The 14799-nt window shown below is 72.4% G+C and carries 8 protein-coding genes; 2 read left to right on the top strand and 6 right to left on the bottom strand.

All coding sequences use genetic code 11. The features are described 5' to 3' along the window. Nucleotides 1–85: 85 nt before the first annotated feature. The 3 genes from ETD96_RS03045 to ETD96_RS03035 form a co-directional block, all read right to left on the bottom strand. The gene (locus tag ETD96_RS03045; RefSeq protein WP_205719082.1) at nt 86–1555 is read right to left on the bottom strand and encodes a tryptophanase; all 1470 of its coding nucleotides are present in this window, start codon (nt 1553–1555) and stop codon (nt 86–88) included. Continuing rightward, the gene (locus ETD96_RS03040; RefSeq protein ID WP_171068826.1) at nt 1552–2688 is read right to left on the bottom strand and encodes a tryptophan dimethylallyltransferase family protein; all 1137 of its coding nucleotides are present in this window, start codon (nt 2686–2688) and stop codon (nt 1552–1554) included. Before ETD96_RS03040 ends, ETD96_RS03045 begins: the two co-directional genes overlap by 4 nt. Nucleotides 2689–2880: 192 nt before the next feature. After that, nucleotides 2881–5796 (bottom strand): AfsR/SARP family transcriptional regulator, encoded by a 2916-nt coding sequence (locus ETD96_RS03035; protein WP_240807147.1) that lies wholly within the window; start codon nt 5794–5796, stop codon nt 2881–2883. Nucleotides 5797–6013: 217 nt separating this feature from the next. On the opposite strand from ETD96_RS03035, the gene ETD96_RS03030 reads away from it, so the two are divergent. Beyond that, complete coding sequence (locus ETD96_RS03030) at nt 6014–7993, top strand: N-6 DNA methylase (protein ID WP_138633632.1); 1980 nt, start codon at nt 6014–6016, stop codon at nt 7991–7993. Between the two features lie 39 nt (nt 7994–8032). Beyond that, entirely contained in the window at nt 8033–9562 is a 1530-nt protein-coding gene (locus tag ETD96_RS03025) for a serine/threonine-protein kinase (protein WP_138633629.1), read from the top strand. Here the strand turns inward: ETD96_RS03025 and ETD96_RS03020 are convergent. From ETD96_RS03020 to ETD96_RS03010, 3 genes are all read right to left on the bottom strand, one after another. Beyond that, nucleotides 9540–11609: a UvrD-helicase domain-containing protein gene (locus tag ETD96_RS03020; protein WP_138633626.1), complete on the bottom strand. Its 2070-nt coding sequence runs from the start codon at nt 11607–11609 to the stop codon at nt 9540–9542. The genes ETD96_RS03025 and ETD96_RS03020 overlap by 23 nt on opposite strands. 217 nt (nt 11610–11826) lie before the next feature. Further along, entirely contained in the window at nt 11827–13614 is a 1788-nt protein-coding gene (locus tag ETD96_RS03015; protein WP_138633623.1) for a PD-(D/E)XK nuclease family protein, read from the bottom strand. 448 nt (nt 13615–14062) lie between these two features. Further along, nucleotides 14063–14458, bottom strand: coding sequence for a hypothetical protein (locus ETD96_RS03010; protein ID WP_138633620.1), 396 nt, complete (start codon nt 14456–14458; stop codon nt 14063–14065). Nucleotides 14459–14799 lie beyond the last annotated feature (341 nt).

The following is a 14799-nucleotide window of genomic DNA, read 5'->3' as shown; positions in this document are numbered from 1 at the left end:
GACGTGACCCGCGCCCCCAGCTGCCTTCGGCTCACCTAGGAGCCCTGCTCGGGACGGGGCGCAATGCATTCACCCAGCGGCCTCATCAGCCGCCGGCGCTATGCGAGGATGCCCAGTACCTCGACGATCCGCTCGGCCTGCTCGTCGTCGCACCCACCGGCACAGGTTGGAGCCGGACGCGGAAGTGCCGGAGGACGGGGGCCTGCTCGGTGATGCGGTAGCCGGGGACGCTGCCCGGGTCGCCGGCGATCCGGGCGAGGACGTCGCCGGCGATCCGGGCGAGGACGTCGCCGACGTGGTCGAGGTGCCCGCGGGTGTAGACCCTGCGCGGCAGGGCGAGCCGGACCAGCTCGTACGGCGCGCTGATGACCGGTTCGCCCTGCTCGTCCTCCCGGCCCAGATACAGCGAGCCCAGTTCGACCGAGCGGATGCCGCCCTCCAGGTACAGCTGGCAGGCCAGCGCCTGCCCGGGGAAGCGGTGCGCGGGGATGTGCCGCAGCAGGCGCCCGGCGTCGAGGTAGATCGCGTGCAGCCCCGGCGGCTCCACGATGCCGACGCCCGCGGCGCGGGCGCGTCCGGCCAGATGCCCGGCGGCCTGCTCGCGGGAGGCGAGGTAGCCGGGGTCGAGCGCCTCGGCCAGCCCGAGCGCCATCATGTCCAGGTCGCGGCCCGCCAGCCCGCCGTACGTGGGGAACCCCTCGGTGGCGATCAGGAGCAGCTCGCACCGCTGGGCGAGCGCGCTGTCGCGCAGCCCCAGGAACCCCCCGACGTGGACGATCCCGTCCTTCTTGGCGCTCATCAGGCAGCCGTCGGCCAGCCGGAACGCCTCCTGCGCCACCTGCCGGGGCGTCCTGCCGCGATGGCCGTCCTCCCGGCGGGTGACCAGCCAGGCGTTCTCGGCGAACCGGGCCGCGTCCAGGAACAGCGGGACGCCGTGGCGGCGGCACACCGCGGCGGTCTCGGCGAGGTTGGCCATGGAGACCGGCTGGCCGCCGCATCCGTTGTTCGTGACCGTCATCAGCACCAGCGCGACGCGGGACGCCTCCGGGCCGTCGAGAACGGCCCGCAGCGCCTCGATGTCGATGTTCCCCTTGAACGGCCCGGGGCCGTCCAGGTCCCGCGACTGCGGGCAGGGAAGGTCGCGGGCCTCACCGCCGGCGAGCTCCACATTGGCGCGGGTCGTGTCGAAGTGCGTGTTGCTGAGGGTGAGTCTGCCCGGCCCCGCCAGGGTGGAGAACAGGATGCGTTCGGCGGCGCGGCCCTGGTGCACCGGCAGGATGTGCGGATAGGACGTCAGTTCCTCGACGGCGTCGCGGAAGCGGTGGAACGACGCCGACCCGGCGTAGGACTCGTCGCCCGCCATCGCCGCCGCCAGCTGCCCGGCCGACAGGGCACCGGTGCCGGAATCCGTGAGGAGGTCGATGGTGACCTCCTCGGCGCGCAGGTCGAACAGGTTGTAGTGCACCCGCCGCAGCGCCGCCTCGCGCTGCGGCCGCGTCGTGCGCGGCAGGGGTTCGACGGCCTTGATCCGGTACGGCTCCATCGGCCCGGTCACCGCCCCGCCAGCATGGGGCCGGGCTCACCGCCGCCGGGCGCGCCGAGCACGCTCCGGCGGGCGGGCTTGACCCGGTACGCCTCCGAGGACAGGTAGACCGTCACGCGGGGCGGGCAGCGGTCGGCGTGGGCCAGCGTCAGGTAGGCGATCAGCCCCACACCGGCGTCCAGGGAGCGGGACGTCAGGCCGGCCAGCGCCCTGTCCAGAGGCCGGTCGTCGATGCCGTACCGGCGCAGCGCGTCCACCGCGCGGTCCCTGGCCTGCCGGTCGTCCTGGACGTAGTCGCGTACGGGGACGTGCACGGAGTAGCCGCTGGGCCGGTCGGGACACGCCCGCGTGAACGAGAAGCAGGAGACGAGCGGCCGCCGCCGCAGCCGCCGTTCGCCGGCGACGAGGCCGATGAACTCCTCCACCCGTCCGGGGTGGTCTCCCGCCACGGCGCGGGAGACGCCGGCGGCCTCCGCGGCGGAGAAGTCCCGGTGCCTCACATAGACCTTGACCCGCGGAGCGGGCCAGGCTCCCAGGTCCAGCGCGAAGAACAGGAAGTCCTCGGGACGGCCGGCCTGGCGCCGCAGCGCGGCGAACGCGTTCCCGAACCCCAGGCGGGCGAGCGCCTCGGCCACGGCATCGGCCGCGCGCCCCGGGCCGTCCGCCGCGGGGTTGAGATAGACCTTCGCCCGGGGGCGGCCGTCCGGGAACTCCAGGGCCAGCCACAACGCGAACGGCCCGTGCGGGACGGCGGGGAAGAAGATGTCGGAGAGCGTGCGCAGGCGGGCGCACGACAGGACGCCGCGCCCGGCCAGCCGCTCGGCCGCCCGGAGCCCGATGCGGCCGCTGCGGACCATGTCGTCGGTGTAGCCGGGCTCCAGCAGCACCCGGGGGACCGGCGCCGCGCCGGGAGAGAAGGCCAAGGACAGCTCCACCGGCGAGTGGTCGTCGGACACGAAGCTCCGCGCATTCGGCGGATCCAGCAGCGACAACTGCGCGAGCGGTTCCAGCATGGTGTCCAGCAGGCCCAAGGCCGCGTCCTTCCCGGTTCCGGCCGCTTCGCAGAGCGCCGCCGTCTGCCGCCGCACATGCTCGCCGAGCCGGGGGCCGGGGCCGCCCGGTGAGCCTTCACTGTCCCCGAGCACGGGACCTCCCAGATCAAGGACCGGGCCGCCGCCCGGTTCGGTGTCGCGCCGCCGCATCGCCCCGCCGGCGTGCTGGGCGGGGGCCTCCGCGGCCCGAGCGCTTTCCGGTGCCACAGGGCGACGATCGCCGAGCGGGCTGTCGCGCCGGTCGCTCAGCGGTCGCGCACCGGTCGCCCGGCGGTCACGCGCCGGTCACCTCTCGCCGGGCTCCCGGCGGAAGGGCGAGATCTCGTCCACCACGGCCAGTGCCAGGTCGACGCAGTCCTCGGCCGTGTCGCCGCGCTTCCATGCCTCCGCGTACGACTCCTCGGAGAGTGCACCGCGCACCAGGCGCTCGGCCTCGGCGTGCGCGGCCTGGAACGGCGCGAGGCCGATCATCGCGACTCCCGTCGCCGTCCGCATCCGGTGCGCGGCGCCCAGCAGCACGGCCGAGTGCCGGTGGTGCCCGATGGCGGCGGCCGTCCACGCCAGGGCCTCCACGTCCCACACCGGCCCCCACTCGTCCTCGACGGACCGCTGCCGGACGACGGCGTCCCGCAGGAGCGGCAGGGCCCGGACGGGCTTGCCGTGCCACAGTTCGGCGAGCCCCGTGGACCACAGCGCCCAGGAGGCGAGCCACGTGGCCCGCGCGGTCTCGGCCTCCGCGCGGAACACCTCGCAGGCGCGGAAGGCGGTGTCCCGGGTGCCGAGGAAGACGGCGGACATGGCCCAGAACATGGTGGCCATGAGCGCGTCGCCCGGCCGGTCCGCCGCCGTGAACCCCTCCCGGGCGCGGGCCAGCAGGTCGAGTGACCGCGCGTCGCTCTGGATCAGCAGGTCGTGAACGCCTTCGAGATAGGCCGACTCGGGGGAGTGGGGGCCGACCGCGGCGCGGCACTGCGCCATCGCGGCGGGCACCGCCGCCCGGTCCCCCTGGACGATCACCAGGAAGGCCCGCATCGCCGCCGCGTGCGCGCACACCGCCGCCGGCGGCCGGTCGGACCGGGCCGACAGCCGCTCCAGCCAGCGGCGGCCCTCACCCATCGTGCCGCTGAAGAACCACGACCGCGCCCGGATGAGACCGACCGCGATCTCCAGCCCGGTGCCGGCGTGCCCGGGGGCGCCGGCGCAGAACTCCAGGGCGGCGCGGAGGTCGGGCAGTTCGCGGCGCAGCCGCCGCAGCCAGGCGACCTCGTCCGGCCCGTACCACTCGGTGGCGGCGCGGACCGTGAGATCCCGGTAGTGCCGGCTGTGCCGGCCCCGCATCTCGTCCTGGCCGCCCTGCTCCCGAAGGCTCCGCCACCCGTAGCCCCGGATGGTCTCCAGCATGCGGTAGCGGGTCCCGCCCCCGGTGTCGCCCGCCATCACGATCGACTTGTCGACCAGGCCCGCGAGCAGATCCATCACCTCGTCGCGGGCGATGCCGTCGCCCGCGCAGACCGCCTCGGCCGCCTCCAGGTCGAACCCGCCCGCGAAGACCGACAGCCGCGCCCACAGCAGCCGCTCGCCGGCGGTGCAGAGCTCGTGGCTCCAGTCCACCACGCCGCCCAGCGTCTGCCGGTAGCGGCCGCCGGTGCGGGCGCGGGGCGTCGACAGCAGCCGGAAGCGGTCGTCCAGGCGCGCGAGGATCTCCTCGACGCCGATCGAGCCGAGCCGCACCGCCGCCAGTTCGATGGCGAGGGGGATGCCGTCCAGGCGGCGGCACAGCTGGACGACCGCGTCCCGGTTGCGGGCGGTGACGGCGAAACCCGGTACGGACGCGGCGGCCCGGTCGGCGAGGAGCCGGACGGCGTCCGCGCGGCCGGCGGGCCCGTCCGCGGCGTCGCGCCGCGCGCCCTCCTCGCCCGGGACGGCGAGCCCCGGGACCACGAGCACGTGCTCGCCCGGCACGCCGAGCCGCTCCCGGCTCGTCGCGAGGATCCGCAGGCCGGGCGCCGCCCGCAGCAGCCGCAGCGCCAGCGCGGCGACGGCCTGGACCAGGTGCTCGCAGTTGTCCAGGACGAGGAGCACGCACCGGTCGCGCAGATGGTCGGCCACCGCGTCGGCCGGGGCGCGCGCCGACTGGTCGCGCAGGCCGAGAGACTCGGCGACCGTCCGGTCCAGCTGCTCGGCGTCGGTCCGCGGCGCGAGCACGGCCAGGTCGGCGAGCCACGTCCCGTCGGGGAACGACGAGGCGGCCTCGGCCGCCACCCTCAGCGCCAGCCGCGTCTTGCCCACCCCGCCGACTCCGGTCATCGTGACGAGCCGCGCGCCGTCGAGCGTCCGCCGGGCCTCCGCCAGCAGGCGCTCGCGGCCGACGAAGGTGGTCGTCTCGGCCGGCAGGTTCCCCGGCCGGCGGGTTCGCGGCTCCGCGCCGGGGCCGGGCGCCGGGCGGAGCTCGGGGGCCGCGGCGAGGATCCGCCGGTGCAGGTCCTGCAGCTCCGCCCCCGGATCGATGCCCAGCTCGTCCGCGAGCAGCGCGGTGACCGTGCGGTAGCACTCCAGCGCCTCCGCCTGCCGGCCGCACTGGTAGAGCGCCCGCATGCGCTGCGCCCAGAAGCGCTCGCGCAGCGGATGCGTCCCGATGAGGTTGCGCAGCTCCGGAAGCACGTGGGCGGCGCGGCCCAGCGCCAGATCGGCGTCGATGCCCAGCTCGACCGCGTCCAGGCGCTGCTCGGTCAGGGCGGGGACGACGCCCTGCAGCAGGTCGGGCGGCAGGTCCGACAGGGGCTCGCCCCGCCACAGCCCCAGCGCCTCCCGCAGCAGGGCCGCCGCGCGGCCGGCCGCGCGGCCCGCCTCCAGCTCGGCGCGCCCCTGCCGGACGAGCGCGCCGAACCGGTGCAGGTCCAGGGCGTCCGGCTCGACCTCGACCAGGTAGCCCCGGGGGTGGGTCAGCACGATCCCGGCACCGCCCTCGCCGAGTGCGCGCCGCAGCCGCATCACGTAGTTCTGCAGGGTGTTCCGGACCTGCGCCGGCGGGTTCTCGCCCCACAGCCGGCCGGCCAGCGTGTCGACGGGCACGACGTGACCGGCGTCCACGAGCAGGGCGGCCAGCAGGAGCCGGAGCTTGGTCGCGCCGATCGGCAGCGGCACCCCGTCCCGCCGGACCTCCAGGGGTCCGAGCACCCCGAACTCGTGCCGCACCCGCATCACGCAATAGTAAACGATCCGTCACTTTCACGTCGCTATAAGTAATCGCAGTACTGTTAATTCTGTCGAGAGAAGGCTGTGAACGTGATCAACTAATGAATCGGCGAATGCTCGACGCGCGATGGTGACCGCTGCCGGTGGCGACGTGAATCAGATCAACCGGCGTGGTAGGCACTAGGGTGATGCCGGTCCTGAAGGTCGGCTGAAGGGAGCGCCGGTGGCGAACGACGCGACGGTGACCGCGGCGGACATCGCCCGCCTGGCCGCGGTGGGACGCGCGGCCGTGAGCAACTGGCGCCGCCGGCACGACGACTTCCCCCAGCCCGTCGGCGGGACGGCGGTCAGCCCGACGTTCTCCCTCGCCGAGGTGGAGGACTGGCTGCGCGGCCAGGGCAAACTCGCCGACTCGCCCGTCCGCGAACGCGTCTGGCAGACGCTCCGCTCGGCCGCCTCCGAGGGCATGGACCTTGCCGACGTCCTCACGTTCGCAGGCGCGTTCCTGCTCCATCTGCGCGCGCGCCCCGGCCGCTGGGCGGAACTGTCGGCCGCCCCGGACGCGGAGATCGCGCGCGTCCTGCCCGACGAGATCGCGCACACGCTGCCCGGCGCCGTACCCGCGCCGCCGTCGCCCGTCCCGATCGTCCGCGCCCTGTCGCAGCTCGTGGACGAACTGGGCGTCGCGGAGACCTTCGAGTTCCTGCGCACCCGCTACCTGGAGCACCACAGCCGCCGCGTGTACGTGACACCGGAACCGGTCGTCCGGCTGATGCTCGAACTGGGCGGGCCCGCGCGCACTGTCCTCGACCCCTCCTGCGGGACGGGCGCCTACCTGAAGGCCGCCCAGGCGCTGTTCAAGGACGTCGAGCGGCTCCTCGGCCAGGAGATCGACGACACGACGGCGCGCATGTCCGCGATCCAGCTCGCGCTGCGCGGCGCCCCCGCCGAGGTCTGCCCCGGCGACTCGCTCCTCGCCGACGCCTTCCCCGGGCGGACGGTCGACCTCGTCGTCTCCAACCCGCCGTTCAACGACCGCGGCTGGGGCTACGAGCAGCTGACGGGCGACCCGCGCTGGGAGTACGGCCTGCCGCCGCGCATGGAATCAGAGCTCGCCTGGATCCAGCACGGCCTCGCCCACGTCGAGCCAGGGGGGCATGTCGTCATGCTCCTGCCGCCGGCTGTGGCGGTCCGCCGCTCCGGGCGCCGCGTCCGTGCCGAACTACTCCGGCGTGGGACGCTCCGGGCCGTCATCGGCCTGCCCCCGGGCGCGGTGCCGAACATGGCCGTCGCGCTGACCGTGTGGGTTCTCCGCCGTCCGGCCCCTGGCGACACACCCGCGGACGACGTCCTGATGGTCGACACATCGTCCGACCCCGACAACTTCCGGCAAACCGCCCTGGACGCCTGGCGCCGCTACGCGAAGGGCAAGCCCCCAGGGACGGACTCCAGCGTCGTCGTGCGCATCATCGACCTGCTGGACGACGAAGTCGATCTCACCCCCGCCCGCTACCTGCCGCAGCGGAGCGCACCGACGGCGGAAGGCTCGTTCGTCGCCGCCCGCGAACGCCTAGAGAATCAGGCCGCCGAACTACCGCGCGTGGTCGCCGAACTGTCGTCCCTCACGCAGGCTCGCGCGCGCGCCGACGTCCCTATGACCACCATTGGTGAGCTGGCCAAGGCGGGCGTGGCGGAGATACTCCGTCCCCCTGCCAAGGTCCGGATGGGCGAAGGGAACGTGCCCGTCCTGACCCTGGACGACGTCGCTCTAGGACGGCAGCCCACGGGAACTGCCGCCCCCGACCCCGACCACGTCGAGGTGGCCCCCGGCGACATCGTCGTCTCGCTGTCCGCACGCCATCCCGTGGCCCGCGTCATCACCGAGGAGGGCCCGGTGCTCGGCCCTGGCCTCGCCCTCGTGCGCGCCGACCCGGCCCGCACCGACCCCGACTTCGTCGCCGGCTGGCTGCTGCTCGGCGCGCAGGGCGCCCGGCTGCGCAGCTCGACGTCCTCCGCCCGCTTCGACGTCCGCCGCGCCCGCCTGCCCCGCCTCACCCTGGACGAGCAGGCCGAACTCGGGCGGGCGTTCCGCAAGCTCACCGAGCTGGAGGCCGCCCTCCGCGACACCCACCGCCTCGGCGCCGACGTCCTGCGCCTCGGCCTCGAAGGGCTCGGTGCGGGCACCCTCCACCCGTCCGACTGACGCCGGTACGCTGCCTGCACGGGCCAGTGGAGGTGGGCGTTGCGGCGGGGCGATCTCCTCGGAGAACGCGAACGGTACGAACTCGACCAGGCGATCGGGCGCGGCGGGATGGGCGAGGTGTGGCGCGCCTACGACCGCTTCCTCGACCGGCGCCTCGCCGTGAAGTTCACCAGCGTCTCGGACGAGTCCCTCGTCGGCCGGTTCGAGCAGGAGGCCCGCAGCACGGCCTGGTTCGAGCACCCCGGCGTCCCCACCGTCTACGACTTCGGCAGCCACGACGGATGCTTCTACCTCGTCATGCAGTACGTCGATGGCACGACGATCGACCATGTCCTCGACGCCGAGGAGAGGCTCTCCGTCTCCTGGGCGTCGCTGATAGCCGCCCAGGTGTGCGCGGTGCTGAACGTCGCGCACCGGCGTCCGCTCGTCCACCGCGACCTCAAGCCCAGCAACCTGATGCTGTGCCCGGACGGCTCGGTGAAAGTCCTCGACTTCGGCGCCGCAGTGGGTCTCGGCCCAGGCGACGTACGCCGCACCACCACCGGCCTTGGCGCTCCCTACACGCCGGGCTACACGTCCATGGAGCAGGTGTACGGCAGCCCAGGCCCGCAGAGCGACCTGTACTCCCTCGGCTGCGTCCTCTACGAGATGCTCACCGGACGCCAGGTCTTCCCAGGCGCCACCCCCTACGAGGTCCTGCGCCGCCACGAAGACGAGGCCCCGACCCCACCGAGAGCACTCAACGCCGCCGTTCCACTCGCACTCGACGCCCTCGTCCTGCAACTCCTCGCTAAGCAGCCAGGAGACCGCCCAGCCGACGCGGACGACGTGTACCACCGTCTCCTGCAATTCGTCTCGTCCCTGGAGCCGCTGCCGGGGATCGTCGACACGATCGCCCCGCAGCACCTCTACGCGACGGCCGTCAGCCGCATCCGCCTCACCGGCAGAACCTCGACCACCCGCTCCGAAGAACCCATCGAACCGCCAGAACCGGTAGAACTCCCGACGTTCGACGAGGTCGTCCAAGCGCGCGCGGAAGCCGGCGACCTGGCCGACGCGGGCCGCTACACGCAGGCGGCCGAACTCCTCTCCGGCCTGACCGAACCCGCCCGCCTCGCCCTCGGCGACGACGACCCCGAGTACATGGGGCTCCGCCTGGACCTCGCCGAAGCGCTCTTCCAGGGCGGCGACTACCGGCGCGCCGTCCACGCCTATCGCGCCGCCGCCGTCACCCTGTCCGAGGTCTCCGGACCGGACGACCCCGACGTCCTGGCCTGCCGCGAGCAGGAGGCCGTCTGCCAGGCATACCTCGGCGCCACGGGCACGGCCCTGACCCACCTCCGTGAGCTCCTGGACGACCTCACGCCCGGCAGCCCCTACGACCCCCTCACACTGCGCGTCCGCGAACGCATAGCCCGCCTAGAACTCGCCGCGGGCCGCACCAGCGAAGCCCGCAAGGAACTCACCGAACTCCTGTCCGACCTGACGGGCCTGTACGGCGACGACCACCCGCAGGCGGTCGGCCTACAGGCCCTCCTGCACGACCTCAGCCAGGCAGGAACGGGCTAGGCGACCCCGAGTACGACACGTACAGGTGGTCCCGCGCGCGCGTGGACGCCACGAACAGCAGGCACCGCTCCTTCTGGACGTCCTGTGCATGCGCCTTCGGGTCCTCGCCCTCCGGAGTGACGGCCTTCGCCGACGGCAGCGACTTCTCGTCCGCCCCGATGACGGCGATGCACCGGAACTCCAGGCCCTTCATCTTGTGCATCGACCCGACCTGCACGCCCGGCGACTTGCTGGGCACCTGGTAGGCGGTGATGCCGGCCTCCTTCAACCGCTTCGCCGCCTTGCGCGCCACCCACACGTACCGCGCCGCGACCCCGATCGCGCCCGCCTCCACATCGGCGTCCAGCCACGCCCGCACCTGTTCGACGAGCCCGTCCAGTTCGGCGTCCATGTCCGGATACGCCTTCACCACGGGCCGCCGCCCGTGCATCGGCGACCGGTACCCGTCCAGCGTGTCGGCCGAATCGTCGAGCCCCTGCGCCGGCGAATGCCCCAGCAGCGGCACCGACCACGCCAGGATCTCCTGCGTCGTCCGGTAGTTGATCTTCAGCTTGGTGCTGCGGCCCCGCACGTTGATGCCGAGGCTGGCCAGCGACACGTGGCTGTCGTAGATGCGCTGGTGCGGGTCCCCGACGATGAACAGGTCATCCGGCCCCTCCTTGACGAGCCGCCGCAGCAGCCGCCACTGCGCCGTGTGGATGTCCTGCGCCTCGTCGATGACGACATGGTCGTACTCGGGGCCGTCCACCAGCTCGGCGGCCTCGTTGGCCAGCTGATGGAACGTCGACTTGCCCTCGGCGGCCAGCCCGTCCACCACATGCCCGATCGCGCGCCACACCACCGCCCGCTGGGCCTTCCCGAGCGGAACCCCGCGCCCCGCCCGCGTGCACGCGAGATACTCCTCCTCGCTCTCCAGCCCCTGCGCCAGGACGATCTGCTCCCACTCCCGCTCCAGGAACGTCGGCGAGAACGGCGTCCCGTCCGCCGCCTCCTCCCACAGCGGCTCCAACACGTCCGCACTCGCGATACCGGGCTTGTGGTGCCGCCCGACGATCGAGTACGAAAGCGCATCCACATTCTTCACCTGGATCCGCCCGCGCACCTCGGCGTCATCGACGAGCAGGTCCAGCTGCTTCTCCAACGCCTCGGAGAGATTCCGCGTGAACGTCGTCAGCAGGACACGCCCGCCCTTTCCCGCGAGGAACTTCGCCCGGTGCAGCGCCGTCACGGTCTTCCCCGTCCCGGCACCGCCCGTCACCTGAGCCGGACCGCTGTAAGAAGGCCGGAGCGCGACCCGCCGCTGCACGGGATGCAGAAAAATCCGCCACGTGTCGAAGGGGTGCTCGAGAATGTCGCGCAGTTCCTCGGGCCCATTGACGAAAACGACCTGCCCGGGCGTCCGCCGCATGGCCGTCACCAGGTCGTCGGGGTCGACCGCCGCGGGCTTCTCCTCGGCCGGCAGATACTTCGCGACCTCTTCCCACGCCTGCTGGACGCTCAACCCCTGCGCCAGCGCCAGAAGCGCCATGTACTGCGGCTCCGGAAGCAGCTTCTCCAGCGCCAGCAGATGCGCGTCCTCTGTCAGCACCCGGACGAGCGGGAGCACGTCCTTGTCGACCCCGAGCCGCACCAGGTCCTTCTCGAAAACGTGCCCCAGCAGCCGGAAGACCTTCCCCTCCGCGGCCTGCTCCAGCGCCGGCGACAACTCCTCCAGCGCGGCCTGGTCCCGCACCTCCAGCACGCCGATCGCCTGGTTCACCGAGAACTTCCTGCTCCGCGCCCATTCGATCGCGTCGTCATGCGCCATCACGGCCAGCAGGCAGTACACGTCCCCCTTCTCGGGAGCCAGCACCACCCCGCGCCAGAACTGGTCGATCCGGATCGTCCGGATCCGCGGATCCTTGGCGTTGTTGAGCTTCTCCAGGTGCAGTCCCGCATGCGTATGCTCCGCGAACTTCCCGATGGCCGCGTCCACGCCCTTGCGCACCTTCGGCTCGAGCTTGGCGTACTGCGGCAGGAACGAGTTCGCAATGGCCAGCTGGGCCACCCCTGCACCGCCCTTTCACCCCACCTGACCCCGCGTCAGGTCCGAACATCCTAGAAGCGCCCCGCCCCCCGAATTGTTTGAACCGCGTACAACCCCCCGTCCGCCTCCGGACAACCACGGAACTCAACCGCAACCGGCAACAGACCGCCGCCGTCACCGCGTGTTCCAGCGCCACCGGTGCGGCGCCGCTCACCGGGTTCGTCATCGTCGGTCGTCCTCAGAACGGGGGCGGATCATCGTCCGCGTCCGGATCGGCGATGTCGTCGGACACCGCTTCGGCGCGGTCGCTCACCCGGCCGGACACGCTCAGGACCTCTCCGGTGCGGGGGTCGATGCGCACGCCGTCCACGACGATCGGCGCCTTCGGGTCGCTCGGGGCGCGGTCGGGGCACCACTGGCCGACCGGGCACGTCCCGCACCACGGTCCCGGATCGGGACGGAACACGGTGTCGGCGTGCCATCCGGCGGTCATCCGCCTGATCACCCGCGCGGCGGCCTCCCGCACGGCGGGGTTCGCGACGTCGAACGACAGAACCTCCGCCGCGCCCGGCGTCATCGTCTCCAGCTCGACGGTGCCGGTCCCGTCCCCGCCGAGTACGCCGTGCTCGATCAGCCGGACGGCCAGCGCCAGCTGCGGCACCCGCGTGAACACCTCGTCGGCCTCGCCACCCGGCGCCGCCATGCGGGTCGTCTTCTGCTCCCGGTAGACGACGCGCCCGTCCACCTCGCGGATCAGGTCGGGGTAGGCGACGACGACCACCTCGGCCGCCGGATCGTACGCCGCCACGGTCGGCTCCGTGACGACATCGCCGACGGCGCCCGCCATGGGGCAGGCGGCAAGATGCGAAACTAGGTAAGGCCGCGCATCCCGATACTCCTCCGGGGTCATGATCCGTGCCGCCAGGCCGAGGTCGTCAGCGTCAGCATCCGGAAGGTCGGCGAGGACGCACGCGCGCGCGGGGTGCCGGGCGTGCGCCGCCTCCAGCCACTGGTGGACGGCCCGGCCGCGCCGCGCCGCCGAACCATCGGACCACGCCGCCGCCGGCAGGTGGAGTTCACGCAGGTGAGCCTGCGCCGGGCAGATGAGGTACTGACGCCCGGTCGTGACCGACCACGTCCGCCGATGTGTCCCGCCGCCCTCGATGCCCAGCAGCGCCGGAGCGTGCGGCAACGCGTCGCAGGACGACCGCGCCTTGCAGCCGACGCAGTCGGAACCCGGCTTCCGCACGTCGGTGAAGACGATGTCGGTGACGAGGTGCCGGGTCCTGTCCCGGTAGGCGCGGCGGATGTCGGCGGGCGACGCGTCCACGACGACCCGTGGCGGAACCCCGCTCGCCAGGACGACCTCCACCACCCGAACCCGCGAGGGCTCGCACTCGTCGGGAACGACACTGACCGGCAGGTCCCGATAGACGTTTCCTTCGGCGCGCTGGCCCGCGGCCACCACGAAGGCCAGGGCGTCGTTGGACGGGGCATCGCGCTCACCCGCGCGACCCATCCGGAGCCGTCGGAACTCGCGGACGTCGCCGCCCGGCGACGCGTACCAGCGTCCCCATGCGGTGAGCATCCGCCGCTCCGCCGCCGACTCGTACTGGACGACCCGGGGGAGCCGCTCGGGAACCAGCGCGACATCCTGCACTTCAAGATCGTCCGCGATCCACTCGGCGGCCTGAAGGTAGGCGTCGCATGCATGCCTCACCCACACCGCGACACCGGCATGAACGGTCGAACGGCTCCCGCTGACGACGCTGACCACGGCGTCTTCAACGGCCGTGTCCTGGTACTCGACCAGGTCCAGCGCAGCCTGGACCAGGCCCAGCGGAAACGTCTCCCATGGCGCGTACCGCGGCTTCTCGTAGACGCGGGGCCGGAGCAGGGGGCGGGCCTTGAGGGCGATGTGCGCGGGGCAGCGCCGGCCGTCCCGGTCCAGCGCGCTCGCCGAAAGCCGGATGACATGAGCCTCACCGCGAAGCCCGGCGGGCGGAGTCCAACTGTGCGAAGTCACGGCGTCAAGTAGAGCACATGTGAACTCAATCAACCCATTGTCTGAGGAAAAATGCACACTCACGCCGAGTGGTCGACTGTGTCAGGCCCAACATGCGTCCGCCTTTCGGTCGGTTTGTCGCATTCTGGCGTCACGCGGTGGCAGTACGGACTGTCATCGGCGCTCATGACAGATGGACACAAGGCCAACGCGCGGGGTTACTGGCGAGGATGCTGAACCTGGCGATGACGGCGGCGACCCAAGGGCGCCGTCCCGGCGCGGGGTCAGCTGGACTGTTGTATAACCGGCAGTCGGTGGCGGGAGACGTTCGGCGAGCGCGCCGACTGGCAGAACCCTCTCTAGCGGCGCCGTGTACCTGCGCTACCGAACGCGGAGGTGAGTACTCCGTGGATGCACCTCGGCAGAAGGTGCGTAGAGCGGCACCTTCCGCCGAGGCCGGGCAGACTACTCAGTAGCAATTGGGAAGGCCGGGGATGCGCTCGTTCTGACCGCCCACGGTGAACACGGTGGCAGAGACCCACACCTTCCGGTTGCCGCTGTCGTCGTCGGTCTGGGCCCACCAGGTATTGGTGTTGCCCCACTTGTCGGTGTAGCGCTGCCCCCAGTCGTTCTGGCAGTAGAAGTAGTTCCGGCCCGCGAAGAGCTTCCCTCCCGTCGGGAGCCAGTGAGGGTGGCCGTTCCCGACCCAGCTGTAGCTGTCCGCGGTGATCCAGGTGTTGTAGTAGTACTTCGAAGCGGCCGCGGGAGCCGCCGCGTCTGCGAACGCGCTTCCGGCCGGCGACAGAACCGCCCCGGCGACTCCGACGGCAACAGCGGCCCGAACGACTGCCCTGCGGATGGTCATGGTGCCTCCCCGATATGCGTCGAGTGCTTGCTGAAAAGACAGTACGGAGACGCGTTATCGATCTCTTATCGACCACATCGACGAGCTGGATCTGTTGGGTTACCGGCGGTCGCCGATTGCACTCGTTGGCAGACCCCGATCGAGCACCAAAGAGAACACACGTCGTGGCGGTGGCCCCGGCCGCTCCTGGCGTGACTCTCGGTTACGGAGCCCAGCAGTACGAGTGCCGTGGCCACGATGAGCGGCGGTTCAATCGATCTCTGAACGTTTCACGCGGCCCCCAGGCGCTGATCCCGGTCGTCCCACGATGCGATGGCGCAGGCCATGGAGAGTCAGGGGAA

This window comes from Actinomadura geliboluensis, assembly GCF_005889745.1.
GTDB lineage: Bacteria > Actinomycetota > Actinomycetes > Streptosporangiales > Streptosporangiaceae > Spirillospora > Spirillospora geliboluensis.
The sequence above is the reverse complement of the archived record's forward strand: the minus strand, read 5'-3'. Positions and strand labels throughout refer to the sequence as shown.

What these genes read in the sequence shown, in the direction of transcription:
- ETD96_RS03035 (WP_240807147.1), bottom strand. Translation starts at nt 5,796, where the DNA reads ATGCGGGTGCGGCACGAGTTCGGGGTGCTCGGACCCCTGGAGGTCCGG.
- ETD96_RS03010 (WP_138633620.1), bottom strand. Translation starts at nt 14,458, where the DNA reads ATGACCATCCGCAGGGCAGTCGTTCGGGCCGCTGTTGCCGTCGGAGTC.